We start from the raw sequence: 13889 nt of genomic DNA on the forward strand, positions 1-13889 counted from the left end.
GCGGTATTTTGGACACCAAACCACATGGTACTTGCATGAGTAGACAATGTTGTTGTTAGATTTGTATTTTACTTCCATATTCAATATTATTCTAAACGTATGTATATAATACAACAAAATGTTAGAATTGCCTTATATCCCCATAGTTGAAACTAGGGGCTTTACGGCAACAAGTGGTAAGGATTAGCGGAAGCCATTATATCGATTGAGAAACTGGATTACCATAAATTCCGTATTTTGCTCAGGGGCAGAATCCCATACCATTTTATTCCACCTCAATTAATGTGCAATATAATAACAAAGTTATGTCTTAACTAGTGCAGTTTTCAGTAAAATATAATTTTCAAGTATAGATTCCTGATCTACAAAACACCCAAGTTGGCTGAAATGATCCCTTTTTTCACCGTTTAAATAAACTGGCAGCTTTCCGAATTCTCGGTTATTTAGCAGCTTACTTATTTGGCTCTTCAGTTCATCAAGCGAGTAATTATTGCTTTCAAGATATTGTTGGTGGGCGATATTTCCTGCCTTTATATAACTAAGCACAATCATTCTACAGGTGAATGATACAGCAACGTATGTATCATCTTGTTGTGACACTAACATGCACTCTGGTGTAACATTTACAATCTTATTGCCACAAGACGATAAAAATTCCTGCACCATCCTCCTGTCCACTTCCACTGCATCATCAGGAATTGCTAGATAAGTATGGCTTTTTTTCAATCCTGACATTATGGAGTTGTTCATTAATTCGTTCTTATAGAAATGTTTGTAAAGCTTCATATATTTTGCTGAGTCATTCCATATGTGATGGTAAAAAGGAATATTAGGCATCTTTACAATGTCGTCAAACCTAAAAACATGCGAACGATTATGGTCAGCTTTTTTGCATATAAAGCTATTGTTTCGTAAAATTATAAAAACCAAATTGGTGTTCATTACTATACCCCCATGTATTTAACAATAAGCTAACTCATTTGTATCCTTTGTTCGTGTCCCCAAAAATTCTCCTGACATATAAATAACAAGATTGAACCTAGCACTGTCTGATTATGTTCTATGGGTTGCGACGTTTACTTCTGTGATGGAACGGTCAGATTCATGTTGATCACGTTGTAAGTACACTTCTACAGAATTAGATGGGGAGAACTTTAGATAAAACATATTGCCAAGTTCACTCTTAATCTTGTGGAATAGCTTTAAACCCCACTCGTTGTGTACTTTTTCAAGTTGGACCGCATTGGTTACTAATTGGTCAGTATTCCAGTTTATCCATTTTCCCCATTTTAAGGTCCACCGCATCAGCTCTTCCTCTAGTTCAATGGATAATGGGAGAGCTATTAAATCAAGATTCCAATTACAAATGTCACACCATATTGGGTCAGCTGAAAAGTCAGCTTCGAGTCTTAAATAATTAGTTGGTTTCACACATTTACACTCTGTTTGGTACATATCAAGCTCCACTCCTCAATGCTGCAATGAAAATTCTTTGTAGTCTCCTGAAACGGGTAATTCTATGGCTACCGCTGATAAACACTCAGCTTAGTGTTTTTTGGTGTCCCCGTTCCTTCAACTACATTTGAAGTCAGCACAGTTTACATATTTCATTCTCAGATGGCAAAGATATGTTACATAATTCATTTTTCGAATAGGAAATGCAGGTGTAGTCGTGCCCGAAAAAGAATGGATGATTAAGCTCCAAGACGGCGAACACAAGATTACCCTAAAACATGGAACTCTTATTAGAAAATATTATGTGAATCTTGATGGCAATATCATAGAATCGTTAAAGAGGACAGTAATCGAAAATGGAGATAAACTTACATTTAATATCAACTCACATACATGCATGCTATTAATCTATTTTATTAAAGGTGGAGTTAAGTACGAATGTGTCATTGATGGCACTTCCATTGAAACACAAATGAAATCCGAGATACCGCCTGAGTGGAACCCGCCAAAACAAGGGTGTCTTAAGCAAATTCTTATGCAAGTATCGGTTTTATTTGGTTGGGCAATTGTAATAGGAATTATTAGTGGGCTTACAGGCTTTAACTCAGACAAAATCGAGTTAATAATAGTTCTAATTGTTGTCACTTTCATTATATATGCTGTACTTCGGCATTTTCTTCAAAGAAACCAATGAGACTACTGCGATATAAACGTTAATTCATTTCCAAATGGATGGGACCTTTTAACGTAGAAAACGCAACTGTTAGGAATGTTCTGAGCTATTGAGAGGGATATCTTTGAGAGATTTTTGCACTCTAGGTGGTCAATGACCTTTTTAGTCCTTGTATTATCTTATAGTGCCAAAGTCCCATTCTAGACATTCGTGCCTGTTCCTTAAACTCCCATTATTTCTTATACTGCGTCCTTATGGATCGCATTCTACCTACACCCATAGCTGATGACAGTATTCCGATGAATGGTACTCATAACGTTTTGAATCAGGACAATTATATAACAGATATGGCGTGCCGATGGCACGCCATTTATTCTTCCATTAGTTTACCAATATCACCCATAGACTTGAACTTTCTACTATCAAATAGAATTTCATTTATTATGTTTCTCACGCTGATATCTTTTTAAATAAGTCAGAAAAGCTTTTTTAGCATACAGATTTATTCTATTTTCAAGCAAACAGTGAAAGTTGTTCCATATCCTATTTTGCTGTCTACAGTTATCCCGCCGCCGATAATTTCAATGACTTTCTTAACAAGGGCAAGCCCCAACCCGTTTCCTTCCTGTGAATGTGAGGTGTCTCCCTGATAGAACTTATCAAAAACACGTTTTCCTATGGCTTCATCCATACCGCAGCCACTGTCCTTCACCGAAACCACAGCAAAACCATCCTCGTTTTTCAGTGTCAATGTGATGGAACCGCCCGGATTGGTAAATTTGATGGAGTTGGAAAGCAGATTATTCCATACAAGCTCCAGCATACTTTCGTTATAGATTACGATTGTCTCATCTAAATTGGCTGTAAACGTGATGCCTTTGTTTTCCCATAAATCCTCAAAAGCAAGGGCACAGCAGCGCAGCTGCTCACTTAGGTCATAGGGAGCAGCTCCCGGCATGATCTCCTGATTTTCCAGCTTGTTCAGCTTCAGGATATTGGTGACCAGCGCAGACAGCTTCTGCGATGCAGTCACGACGGTTTTGACATATTCCCTTCGCTCCTCAGGTGATAGAGTTTCGTGCTGCAGCGCCATAGCGTAGCTCTGGATGACAGAAAGGGGCGTCTTGATCTCGTGAGATACATTGGCAATGTAATCACTTTTCAAGGTTTCGATGCTGGCAAGCTCCTCTGCCATTTTATTAAAGTCATCGAACATCACTTCAATGTAGTCTTTTTTTCCGTCCTTACGCAATGGGGCAACACGAACCGAAAAATCTCCTTCTGCAATCTTCCTTGCAGCTTCACTAAGCCGCCTCATGGGGCGGCTGAAAGAGTAATGGCGCATGATGCCAGTGAGCACAGTTAAAATCACGGCCATCAAAATTGAATAGCCAACTATGGAGTAGGTAGTCCAAAAGTTTTCTTTTACAGTGGCAAGGTAAATCAAGAGACCGCCTACGATGGAAATGATGAGCACCAGGAGTATGCTTGCGAAGTCTTTAAAGGATATATAACTCGTATCGATTCGTTTATCTTCTTTTTTTCGCCTCATTTTAGCACTGCCTTATACCCAAGTCCATGAACCGTAACTATTTCAAAATCCTTGCAACATGAAAATTTATCCCGCAGCTTGGTAATATAAACGTCCACCGTGCGGGGATTGCTTTCGCTGTCCATTACCCAGAACTCGTCCATCAGCTGATGACGAGTAAATGTCCGTTTGGGATAAGACAAAAGTTTGAAAAGGATATTAAATTCCTTAACAGTAAGCGGAATCTCTTCCTCATCTAGATATGCCGTCATTTCATCTGCATTCATCAGTAGACTGCCAATAATCAGCTTCTTTTCATTGGCAATGTTGGCTCTGCGCAGCAAAGCACCTACCCGCAGCACCAGTTCATCCATATCAATTGGCTTGACCATATAATCGTCAATGCCAATCCGGAACCCCTTTTGCTTAGCAGATATATCATCACGGGCAGTAATGAACAAAATCGGTATGGTTTTATCCTGATCTCTTACCAATGATGCAAATTCAAATCCGTCCATCTGAGGCATCATAATATCCGAAGTGATAAGATCTATCATATTGTTCATCATTTTGTCAAATGCCTCCATAGCAGTTTTACACCCGATTGCATGATAGCCATTATCGTTCAGATAGGCACATACGATGTGATTCAATTTTAAGTCATCTTCGACAACGAGAATATTAATCATAACTCTGCTCCTTATTAGTTTATCACTTTAAAAACTCTATTGATTTTGGAAATCTTATTCTATTATAGATCTGAGTTGTTAAAATAATGTTAAACAATCCTATCATATTAGAATTAGCAAGATTCAACATCAGATATTTTTCATATTAATATTTCTTTAACAATAGTATAACATTTTACAAACATTTACTTTATATCATAATGTCAAATGAATTACACAAAAGTAATTTAGGCAAAAAAATATAAGGAAGGTGTTTTTTAATGAAAGCAGCTATTTATAAAGGTATTAAAGACGTAACTATTAATGAACTTGCAATGCCGGTATGTGGAGAAAATGACATAATCGTTAGAAATCTGTATGCGAGCATTTGCGGCTCGGATATTAACGCTTATTATCACGGAGGTGATTCTGTTCGCATTTTTAAAGGCTTTGAATTTGGCCACGAAATGATTTCTGAAGTTGTCGAAGTTGGACAAAATGTAAGGGGATTGAAATTGGACAAAGAGTCTATCCTTATCCTTTAGAAGCCAAAAATGATAGATCAAGAGCAGCAACTGTAGGCGGATTCTCTGAATATGTTCAAATACCTAATTGCGAACTAGGAAAATCCGTATATCTTGTGAGTGACAAGATTTCTTCCAAAGTTGCGGCACTCATTGAACCATTTACAGTAGGAACCTGTGCTGCCAGAAAAGCAAATCCACAACCTGGTCAAAAGGCTATTGTGTTTGGTGCTGGAGCAATCGGAGTATCTGCCGCCATTGCCCTGAAACATTATGGCGTTGAGAAAGTAATGATTGCAGATCTGTCTGATTTCCGCTTGGATAAAGTAAAGAATCTTGGTTTTGAGGTGTGTAACAGTGCAAAGGAGGACATCATTACGAAAGCAAAGGCTGTTTTCGGAGAAGTTCCTGGCTACCCTTCGCCATGTGCAGATGTAGATATTTACATTGATGCTGTTGGCGCAAGTGTCGTCATTGAACAATGGCAAAACATGGCAAAGTATGGTAACAAGCTGGTGGTAGTAGGCGTTCATCATAAACCAGTACTGATTGACTTTACACTGATAACTTATAAAGATGCTCAGATATTGGGATCAGGCGGCTACCATCCTCAAGATGTTGCAACTGTGTTTGAAATTATGGAAAGCGTGAAATTAGACTTGGAGTCGCTTGTTACCCATGAATTCAATCTGAAAGATATTGTGGAAGCAATTAAAACAGCAAGTAAAACAGAAGAAGCATTTAAAGTTGTAATCAAGTATTGAGTTGACTATGACCTTATTATTCTCTAAGTATCAAGTAACGTGCATGATTAAACATTATAGATAAAGTGAGGGGTAAATATTATGAAAAATGTATGTGTAATCACTGGTGGCGGAAGTGGAATGGGATTTGCAGCTGCTAAACTGGCGGGAAACGATCATTATATAATTATTTCAGGAAGAAATATTCAAAAATTACAATCAGCAATTGATGAGTTAAAAGCAGAAGGAATTAAGACAGAAGCTTTTGCTTGTGATGTTTCAGATTTTGAATCGGTTACCAGATTAGCTGAGCGTGCGGCTGAAGTTGGAAAAATTGATGCTGTCATTCATTCAGCAGGGTTATCACCGCATATGGGTGAGGCACAAAAAATTATGGAAGTTAATGCACTTGGAACAATTAATGTGAATGAGGTTTTTAGTGCTAAAACGGGAAAAGGAACCTGTATTCTGGATGTTGCATCTACTTCGGCATATATGTTGCCAGATGAGGTTCTACCTGTATCGAATTATGAATTAAGTTTTACAGATAAAGAGCAATTTATAAAAAAGATGGTAGACGCAGTAAAGCATTTTCCAGAGCATATGCATTCCAGTATTGCCTATCCCATATCTAAAAATTTCGTAATCTGGTATGCAAAGAAATGCGCAGCGTTATATGGAGATAAAGGAATCCGTGTAGTATCAGTATCTCCAGGAAATATTGAAACACCGATGGGAAAATTAGAATCTGAAGAAGGAGATAAATTTACAAAATGTTGTGCAATTAAGCGATTTGGCTATGCTGAAGAAGTTGCATATCTATTGACTTCTTGTATTGATAAAAGAAATGGATTTTTAACAGGTACGGACATACTTTGTGATGGAGGATTAGTATCTGGTATGAAATCAATGAAAAAGTAATAGCAATAAGTATTAAAGGAGAAATAATAATGAACCTTAAGGAAAAAGTTGCAATAGTAACAGGAAGGAGCAAAGGTGGTAGTATCTGACATTGACTTGGAAGGTGCAAAAGCGACTGTAGCTGAGGTTGAGGCAAATGGTGGCTCTGCTCTGGCAGTATTAACCCATGTAACCAAAGAAGAAGACATACAAAACCTAATTGATACTACCATTAAAACTTATGGCACAGTTGATATCCTAGTCAACAATGCCGGCATAATGGACAATATGGCTGCGGCTGCGGATGTTACAGATGAACTATGGGATAGGTTATTTGCAGTTAATACTACTTCAGTGATGAGGGCTACCAGAAAAGTGTTGCCGATATTTTTGACTAAAGGCGCTGGGGTAATTATCAATATAGCTTCTGTAGGGGGACTTCGTGGCAGTATAGCTGGTGCTGCCTATACTGCTTCCAAACATGCAGTAGTAGGCTTCACCAAGAATACAGGTTTCCAATATGCAAAAGAAGGTATCCGCTGCAATGCCATAGCTCCAGGGCCAATAAAAACCAATATCACTGCAACTATGGGAAACGTTAATCAGCGGGGTGCAGCAATATGTAGGACTGGAATGAGTCTGATTCCGCGACTAGGTGAACCGGAAGAAATAGCCGGAGCCGCTCTGTTCCTGGCTTCAGATGATTCCAGATTTGTTAACGGTACAGTTTTGACTGTTGATGGCGGTTGGACTGCTTATTAAAAGTTGTTTTATGATTCTTTTTTAAAAACAAGCCTATCAAACTTTCATAATGCTATATTCCGCAGCTTATCCTGTCAATGTATTGGACATTAAGGCGTAATGAAAAATAATTTATGCAAAAGAAACGACCTAAGCAAAGACCGGCAAACGCGCTCTAAGCGAGGGCCGGCTTCCCGAGGCTACGAGGGGAGACTGCCCGAGCGCGGGCTGCCAGGACCACAAATGCCGGCTCAGCGAGCGGGAGCTGCCCGGCTAGGGCAGATCACGCGAGCGGCGGCATGCAGGATGAGATATGACCGAGCGGAGCGGGTACCGCGAAGGAGTGAGCGTTAACTTTCACAACCGCCGGCGGCAAAACGTTTGCGATTACAATCCCCAATCCGAGGGCAGACCTACAGCAGGCTGAGGTTATGGCTGTGATGGACTCGATTATTGCCAATGATCTATTCCTTACGTCCAGCGGCGCGCTGACCGGAATACGGGACATTAAGGTAATAGATACCACGACCGACGACCTTTACGACCCGCAGGCTTAACCGGTCGCTTTTAAGACAGCGTAACGCAACCTCCGGCTGAACCGGGATCAGACTGCCGACAAAGCCATATTTGTCGGCAGTCTGACGCTGCGTATTCCTCATCGCTGATCACTACCCTTCTCTTCTGGTCTAGAATTTTTAAGTGAAATAACCGGGGTTTCTTCTTCAGTATAATCGTATTCTCCTTGCTGCTGCGCTTCAACAAGAATATCAACACAATTTGCTACTTTGGCGGCAAGTTGAAAATACATTTCCTTATAATCAGGCACGCGAAAACACCTCACTCCATAATTAGTGTTATATAACTAATTATTGCACAAAATATATATTAGTGCTATATCACTAACAAAGCATATTTATCTTCTGTATGCTTTGATTAGTGATAAAACACTAGGAGGTGTATTCATTGGATACAAGACAAGCGATCGCGAATAGAATCGTTGTACTTTGCAAAGAACGGAATATAACGCCCAATGCTTTAAGCTATCGTGCCGCCGTACCACAATCGACTATAAAAAGCATCCTAAATGATGAAAGCCTAAACCCCGGTATCGTTACTATTAAAAAGTTGTGTGATGGTTTGGAAATCTCACTGCCGGACTTTTTTAACACGGATGTCTTTCGCAATTTAGAACAAGAACTCAACTGAATCTTCGATTTCATGATCACATTATTTCCGAAAAGTACGATATCTTAAGGTTTTTAAAGGCCTTATATAAAGGGTTCTTTTTTCTTTTCGACTATGTATCCTTCGCAAAAATATTTCGCTACTTCCAGTAATCACAGGTCCCTGGCCTTGATGGAATCAAACGCCAATATAAAAAGGCAGACGCCCAGGACAAGCAGGAGCAAGCTCCATCCCAACCCGCTGAGGTAATCTCCCGAAATCCCCCTGGTTAAAGCCAGCGAACCCCAACCCTGGGGAAAAAAGTCCATGATTCCGAGCATCTGTCCCTGTCCTGCCAGCCAGGCTCCCGGATCGCCTTTGCCCAGACTGTTCCTGAACATAGAAAGCACAACCTCCGCTGCTGGTAGCTGTGTGTTCGTCTTGACGACAAACTTACCGTCACGCAAAGCTTCTTTTTCCAAGTCCGGTTCATGACGGCGTTTTACTGTCAAGGATGAGTTTAAACAGCCTGATACAAGAAAAAAGCCTCTCCAAAAAGAGAAGCTAATTAGTAAACCTTATAAATGTACTTGACTAGATCATAACCTTATTAACACTAATAATTTCAAAACGCATTACGCAAACGAACCTACTATCCAGAGTGGCGCAGTAGCAAGAATCCATCCGAGCATTCTCGATAAATGAGTTTTGAATAGTTTACTAGTAGCAGTAAAATTCGCAAGTATTCCAAGTCCTATCTGACTTACCAGAAACGGAGTTACGAATGTCCACGCGACTTCTCCAAATGCATGATTAATAGAGGCGTTCATGAATAGCCCTAAAAGCATCACTATCAGCATCATCCATTGAGTCTGAGTCTTTCCGACGTGTATGAACGTGGCCTCATTACTCGTATATGACCAGACATCGTATACTGCAATCAGCAGTACTATCGTTTCCGCCATTCCACGCCAGCTGAGATTACCCACTAGATGGGATGATAGCTGGGACACTGCGAATACAAATACCAAGTCAAAAGTCAGTTCAAGAGGTGAAACCTCATACTTTTCTGAAGATGTTTTTACATTGTCCTGCAATAGCTCACAGATTCTTTAACCAGCTCTCCACACTTTTCTCAGCAGAACCTGCATGGGTGCCATGTATGGATAGACCGCTCTTTACAGTAGCATTCGGACACTCTCTTGCGATATCTCTTTCCGACCCGCTTAAACCGCTGCCTTCATGGGTACAGTATGGTAAAATTGTCTTTCCGGAGAAGTCGTATTCTTCCAGAAAAGTATATACTGCCATCGGCATGGTTCCCCACCAGTTTGGATAACCTAAAATAATGGTATCGTACTCATCCATATTAACTACATGAGCGGTAAGCTCTGGTCTTGCTTTGGCACGTAATTCATCCTTCGCCACATTTGTTGTCTGAGTATAATCAACCGGATAGTCCTTTACGGTATCAATCTTGAACATATCTCCTCTGGTTATTTCCCGAATCATACCTGCAACAACTTCTGTATTACCTACAGGAAGATTCTTAATAGAACCACTTACATAATTCTGACCTTTTCTTGAAAAAAATGCGATTAAAACTTTTGACATAATGATTGCTCCTTTTCTTCATTGGTCCACGATTCCTTTTATTGCTTCGATTTAAAGACTCATCTTCAAGATATTTTCAACATCCTGCTGATTCAGTGGCTTGAAGCCCGGCATAATTCCGTTTCCACAGGCTTTCTTTGCCATTCTTTCAAATTTGGAATCATCAATGCCAATTTCCGTCAATGTACTCTTTAAACCGAGGGTATTAAAGAAGAAATCGGACAGCATTTCAATTGCCTTTTTGCCGACTTCCATTGCAGGAAGATCCTTGTCAATGCCAAACACATTTACACCAAACTGATAGAACTTTGGTGCGGTGGTCTCATCAAGAATATACTCCATCCATCTAGGAGTCAGAATAGCAAGTCCTAACCCATGCGTGATATCATAGAAAGCGGAAAGCTCGTGTTCCATCATATGGCAGCTTGGAGCCTGCTGTTTTCCAGCACCAATAAAGCCATTCAGTGCCCATGAGGAAGCCCACATCAGGTTAGCCCTTGCCTCATAATTGTCAGGCTCTTTTATTACAACAGGAGCATATTTGATGACAGTCTTAATCAGCCCTTCCATAAAGTAATCAACCATATACAGGGTGTCCTGTGTACTGAAATAAGCCGTATCAATAATATGGGATATAATGTCAACGCCACCACAGGCAGTCTGAAAAGCACTAACGGAATAAGTGTTGGTTGGGTCTAAGAAGGATACCTTTGGAAGCATCAGAGGATGAATAAGTCCCAGCTTATCATTGGTTTCAAGGTTGGAAATTACACCGCCACAGTCCATTTCAGAACCGGTTGCCGCAATGGTCAGCACGGTCACTATAGGCAGACAGGCAGTAATAGGGGCTTTATGGGTTACAAGATCCCAGCAGTCACCATCATAAAAAGCTGCGGCTCCAATAGCCTTTGTTGCATCAATCGTAGAACCACCGCCGACAGCCAATAAAACATCTATCTTTTTCTCTTTACAGATAGCAGCCCCCTGATTGACAGAAGTATGACGTGGATTTGGTTCGATTCCGCCGAATTCATATACTTCAAGTCCAGCTTTGATCAGTTCAGCCACGATCTTATCGTACAGATTGTTCTTTTTGATGGAACCTCCGCCGTAAGTCATGAGAACCCGATTGCCATACCGTTTCAGTTCACTCCCCAGGTTTTCAAGCTGATTCTCTCCAAAATAAACTTTTGTTGGTGCAGAATAAATAAAATTAGTATTCATGATTTTCATTCCTTTCCTTTATTTTCATTCTTCTTTTGGTGGACGTCCAAAGGTGTTACCTACAATTTCAATATGGAACAATATATCCGTATGTTAATCCTCCGATCTTTTTAGCTCTTTTTCTTTTGGAATGACTGCCTGTTCATATACTGCAATCTTATAATTCAGACGTTCCAGCGTTTTCTGCATGTCTGCCATTTTTGATATGAGTTGCTTACGCTGTTCGATAAATAGTTCTTTTCTGGCCTCGATGGTCGTATCACCCTGTTGAAACAGCCCAACATACTCAATCAATACTTCAATCGGAAGACCTGCATTTCTCATACATTTGATAAATTCGACCCACCTGCAGTCTTCTTCCGTATAATCCCTGATTCCGCTTTTATTGCGGTTAACATGAGGAATCAGTCCGATGCGTTCATAATAGCGGAGTGTATCCTGTGTAAGATCATATTTTTCGCTTACTTCTGTAATCGTCATGCTATTTCACCTCCTGACATCCGATATCATAACACCTGGAGTTAACTCCAAGTCAAGTAGATTCACGTGGTTTATTTACGCCCCGACTCTCCAGAATCTCGTTGGTGGCATGGATAAAGTCAAATGCCTTGGCAATGCCAACATACGGCACGGACTGATAGACAATCTCCTTCACTTCAACCGGGGGCACGCCGACGTTCAGCGCACCGCCCAACATAACCTTATATTCGCTCAGGGTCTGCATGGCAATGAGGGAAGCAAGAATGACTTTCAGTCTGGTTTTAGTGTCCAGATTGCTAAACTTAAGCACTTCGTCAAACGCGAAATTGTCGAACACCTCGATCAATTCCGGGTCGGTAACTTTTAGCGTGGATTTGTGGTTCGGGAACAATTCCTCGTGGTTCATTTCTGCTGTTTTACTGATTCTCATAACTCACCTCTTATTTCTTCGTCGGGAATGCGGGTGTCACATCAAATGTGGCGGAAACATCCTTTAATAGTTCCGTGATCTTCAAATGCTGCGGGCAGGCGCTTTCACACTGCTTGTAGCCGATGCAGTCGCCGGCCTTGCCGTGGTTGGCAGTGAGGTTCATATAGTAAACGAACTGGCTTGAAATATTGCTGGTCACCGCACGCTTTGCGCCGTTATAGAGTGCAAAGTAATCCGGAATCGCGATGTTCTTGGGGCAGTCTTTCTCACAGTATCTGCAAGTCGTGCAGGGAATGGCCGTGTTTTCATTGATGATATCGATGACCCGCCCGAGGATCTTGTATTCTTCCTTGTTCAAGGGCTTGAAGTCCGCCATGTAGGAAGTATTGTCGAGCAGTTGCTCCATGGTATTCATACCGCTGAGCACCATCATCACGCCCTCCTGACTGGCGGCGAACCGGATGGCCCAGGAGGGGACAGACGCCGTCGGATTATATTCCTTCATCAGCTGTACCGCTTCCGGGACAAGAGCAAGGTTGCCGCCCTTGCAGGGTTCCATTACAATGATTGGCTTTCCATGCTTTCTTGCCACCTCGTGGCATCTTCCGGATTGAATTCCGGGGTTTTCCCAGTCGATATAATTGATCTGCAGCTGAACAAAGTCCAACTCGGGATGAGCGGCCAGAATCCCGTCCAACAGCTCCGGCGTATCATGGAAGGACATGCCGAAGTTTTTGATTTTGCCCTCCTGCTTTTTCCGCAGGCCAAACCCAAAGCTGTCGAACTCACAAGCCTTCTTATAGGCGTTCACACCCATGTTATGAAGCAGGTAGTAATCAAAATAATCAACACCGCATTTTTCCAGCTGCTCATTGAAAATTCGTTCCATATCCTCCGCAGACTGAAAGTCTCTCATGGGCAGTTTTGTTGCCAGTTTGAATTCGTCCCTGTGATGTCTCTTTACAAGAGACTCTCTGACTGCATCTTCAGCCCGATAGCCATGATAGGTATAAGCGGTGTCAAAGTAAGAAAAGCCTTTTTCCAGAAAGGTATCCACCATTCTGTTGAAAGTTTCGGTATCGAAGGATGTCTGGTCATCCTTATCCATCAGTGGCAGCCTCATGCAGCCAAAGCCAAATTTTTTATCCATATCTGTCACCTCCGTCTTATTTCAGTAAGCTATTTCATCTGATAATCATTGGATACCGGGCATCACATAGAGTAGGGGCGATTACTCGCCCCTCTCACGGAACCGTGCATGCGGACCATCGCACACGGCTCTTCCATCAGTTCGCCTTTTTAGCACAAAGATTTTCGTAAACACCTAACAGACTGACAAAACCAATCTTTTCAAACCATTTAAGGTCAAGGGCTGCATGAACCATTTGACACGCCGAATTCCGCCACCTAGTCATGGACAAGCTTAACATCTTGTCCTTTTTCCATCCTTTGCGCATTAGGATAGACCAAATACGGCGTGGATTGCGCCAACTCCGCATCTGTACCATTCTGACTCGTCGCCGTATCCACGTATCTATGGTTTTAAATAAGGTTTTTACATTCCCATGTCCATAATAGTTGGCCCAACCCCTGATATAAGGATTTAACTTCTTTAACAGGGTTGGCATGTTGGTTGTCTGGTTTCTTCGGGTAATTTCTCTTATCTTGGCTTTGAACTTATTCAGCGCCTTTTCACTTGGTTTCAGATAACAAGTAAAGATATCGTCCTCTTTTCGTTTACG

General features: G+C 41.2%; 19 protein-coding genes and 2 pseudogenes. 7 read left to right on the forward strand and 14 right to left on the reverse strand.

Annotation, left to right across the window (positions count from 1 at the left end; translation table 11 throughout):
• The 3 genes and pseudogenes from JL57_RS35390 to JL57_RS23990 form a co-directional block, all read right to left on the reverse strand.
• A pseudogene (locus tag JL57_RS35390) lies at positions 1-78 on the reverse strand (IS200/IS605 family transposase); the annotation flags it as partial.
• A 225-nt stretch (positions 79-303) separates the two neighbouring features.
• On the reverse strand, positions 304-942 hold the full coding sequence (locus tag JL57_RS23985; RefSeq protein ID WP_034144456.1) for a hypothetical protein: 639 nt from the start codon (positions 940-942) through the stop codon (positions 304-306).
• Between the two features lie 111 nt (positions 943-1053).
• Positions 1054-1455, reverse strand: a complete 402-nt coding sequence (locus JL57_RS23990; RefSeq protein WP_045691466.1) for a hypothetical protein — start codon at positions 1453-1455, stop codon at positions 1054-1056.
• Positions 1456-1672: 217 nt separating this feature from the next.
• Between JL57_RS23990 and JL57_RS23995 the strand changes: the two genes are divergently transcribed.
• A complete protein-coding gene (locus JL57_RS23995; protein WP_034144457.1) occupies positions 1673-2149 on the forward strand; it encodes a hypothetical protein in 477 nt (158 codons plus the stop codon).
• Between the two features lie 481 nt (positions 2150-2630).
• Here the strand turns inward: JL57_RS23995 and JL57_RS24000 are convergent, their stop codons facing one another.
• Together JL57_RS24000 and JL57_RS24005 are read right to left on the reverse strand one after the other, a co-directional pair.
• Entirely contained in the window at positions 2631-3680 is a 1050-nt protein-coding gene (locus tag JL57_RS24000) for a HAMP domain-containing sensor histidine kinase (RefSeq protein WP_034144458.1), read from the reverse strand.
• Positions 3677-4348 carry a response regulator transcription factor gene (locus JL57_RS24005; protein ID WP_034144459.1) on the reverse strand — a complete coding sequence of 224 codons (672 nt, stop codon included), beginning with the start codon at positions 4346-4348 and terminating at the stop codon, positions 3677-3679. The genes JL57_RS24000 and JL57_RS24005 overlap by 4 nt, the downstream gene beginning before the upstream one ends.
• Positions 4349-4608: 260 nt before the next feature.
• On the opposite strand from JL57_RS24005, the gene JL57_RS35395 reads away from it, so the two are divergent.
• From JL57_RS35395 to JL57_RS35405, 5 genes and pseudogenes are all read left to right on the forward strand, one after another.
• Positions 4609-4872, forward strand: a complete 264-nt coding sequence (locus tag JL57_RS35395; RefSeq protein ID WP_291300503.1) for an alcohol dehydrogenase catalytic domain-containing protein — start codon at positions 4609-4611, stop codon at positions 4870-4872.
• A 95-nt stretch (positions 4873-4967) separates the two neighbouring features.
• Positions 4968-5615, forward strand: a complete 648-nt coding sequence (locus JL57_RS35400) for a zinc-binding dehydrogenase (RefSeq protein WP_291300504.1) — start codon at positions 4968-4970, stop codon at positions 5613-5615.
• 81 nt (positions 5616-5696) lie between these two features.
• Positions 5697-6515: an SDR family oxidoreductase gene (locus JL57_RS24015; RefSeq protein WP_034144460.1), complete on the forward strand. Its 819-nt coding sequence runs from the start codon at positions 5697-5699 to the stop codon at positions 6513-6515.
• 75 nt (positions 6516-6590) lie between these two features.
• The gene (locus tag JL57_RS24020; protein ID WP_291300505.1) at positions 6591-7256 is read left to right on the forward strand and encodes an SDR family oxidoreductase; all 666 of its coding nucleotides are present in this window, start codon (positions 6591-6593) and stop codon (positions 7254-7256) included.
• 329 nt (positions 7257-7585) lie between these two features.
• A pseudogene (locus JL57_RS35405) lies at positions 7586-7792 on the forward strand (DUF2922 domain-containing protein); the annotation flags it as partial.
• Between the two features lie 98 nt (positions 7793-7890).
• Here the strand turns inward: JL57_RS35405 and JL57_RS35410 are convergent.
• The gene (locus tag JL57_RS35410) at positions 7891-8061 is read right to left on the reverse strand and encodes a hypothetical protein (RefSeq protein ID WP_291300506.1); all 171 of its coding nucleotides are present in this window, start codon (positions 8059-8061) and stop codon (positions 7891-7893) included.
• A 137-nt stretch (positions 8062-8198) separates the two neighbouring features.
• Between JL57_RS35410 and JL57_RS24030 the strand changes: the two genes are divergently transcribed.
• Positions 8199-8441: a helix-turn-helix transcriptional regulator gene (locus JL57_RS24030; RefSeq protein WP_034144462.1), complete on the forward strand. Its 243-nt coding sequence runs from the start codon at positions 8199-8201 to the stop codon at positions 8439-8441.
• A 131-nt stretch (positions 8442-8572) separates the two neighbouring features.
• Here JL57_RS24030 and JL57_RS24035 read toward each other — a convergent pair whose 3' ends face one another.
• From JL57_RS24035 to JL57_RS24070, 8 genes are all read right to left on the reverse strand, one after another.
• The gene (locus JL57_RS24035; RefSeq protein WP_034144463.1) at positions 8573-8911 is read right to left on the reverse strand and encodes a hypothetical protein; all 339 of its coding nucleotides are present in this window, start codon (positions 8909-8911) and stop codon (positions 8573-8575) included.
• Positions 8912-9034: 123 nt separating this feature from the next.
• Positions 9035-9496, reverse strand: coding sequence for a low temperature requirement protein A (locus tag JL57_RS24040; protein ID WP_291300507.1), 462 nt, complete (start codon positions 9494-9496; stop codon positions 9035-9037).
• A 4-nt stretch (positions 9497-9500) separates the two neighbouring features.
• Positions 9501-10013, reverse strand: a complete 513-nt coding sequence (locus tag JL57_RS24045) for a flavodoxin (protein ID WP_034144464.1) — start codon at positions 10011-10013, stop codon at positions 9501-9503.
• Positions 10014-10064: 51 nt separating this feature from the next.
• A complete protein-coding gene (locus JL57_RS24050) occupies positions 10065-11237 on the reverse strand; it encodes an iron-containing alcohol dehydrogenase (protein ID WP_034144465.1) in 1173 nt (390 codons plus the stop codon).
• Positions 11238-11330: 93 nt separating this feature from the next.
• Positions 11331-11717: a MerR family transcriptional regulator gene (locus JL57_RS24055; RefSeq protein ID WP_034144466.1), complete on the reverse strand. Its 387-nt coding sequence runs from the start codon at positions 11715-11717 to the stop codon at positions 11331-11333.
• A 52-nt stretch (positions 11718-11769) separates the two neighbouring features.
• The gene (locus JL57_RS24060) at positions 11770-12147 is read right to left on the reverse strand and encodes a carboxymuconolactone decarboxylase family protein (protein ID WP_291300508.1); all 378 of its coding nucleotides are present in this window, start codon (positions 12145-12147) and stop codon (positions 11770-11772) included.
• 10 nt (positions 12148-12157) lie between these two features.
• Positions 12158-13297: an aldo/keto reductase gene (locus JL57_RS24065; protein ID WP_034144467.1), complete on the reverse strand. Its 1140-nt coding sequence runs from the start codon at positions 13295-13297 to the stop codon at positions 12158-12160.
• Between the two features lie 136 nt (positions 13298-13433).
• A partial coding sequence (locus JL57_RS24070; RefSeq protein ID WP_034144468.1) for a group II intron maturase-specific domain-containing protein occupies positions 13434-13889 on the reverse strand: 456 nt, incomplete at its 5' end.

It is taken from the genome of Desulfosporosinus sp. BICA1-9 (assembly GCF_000802135.1).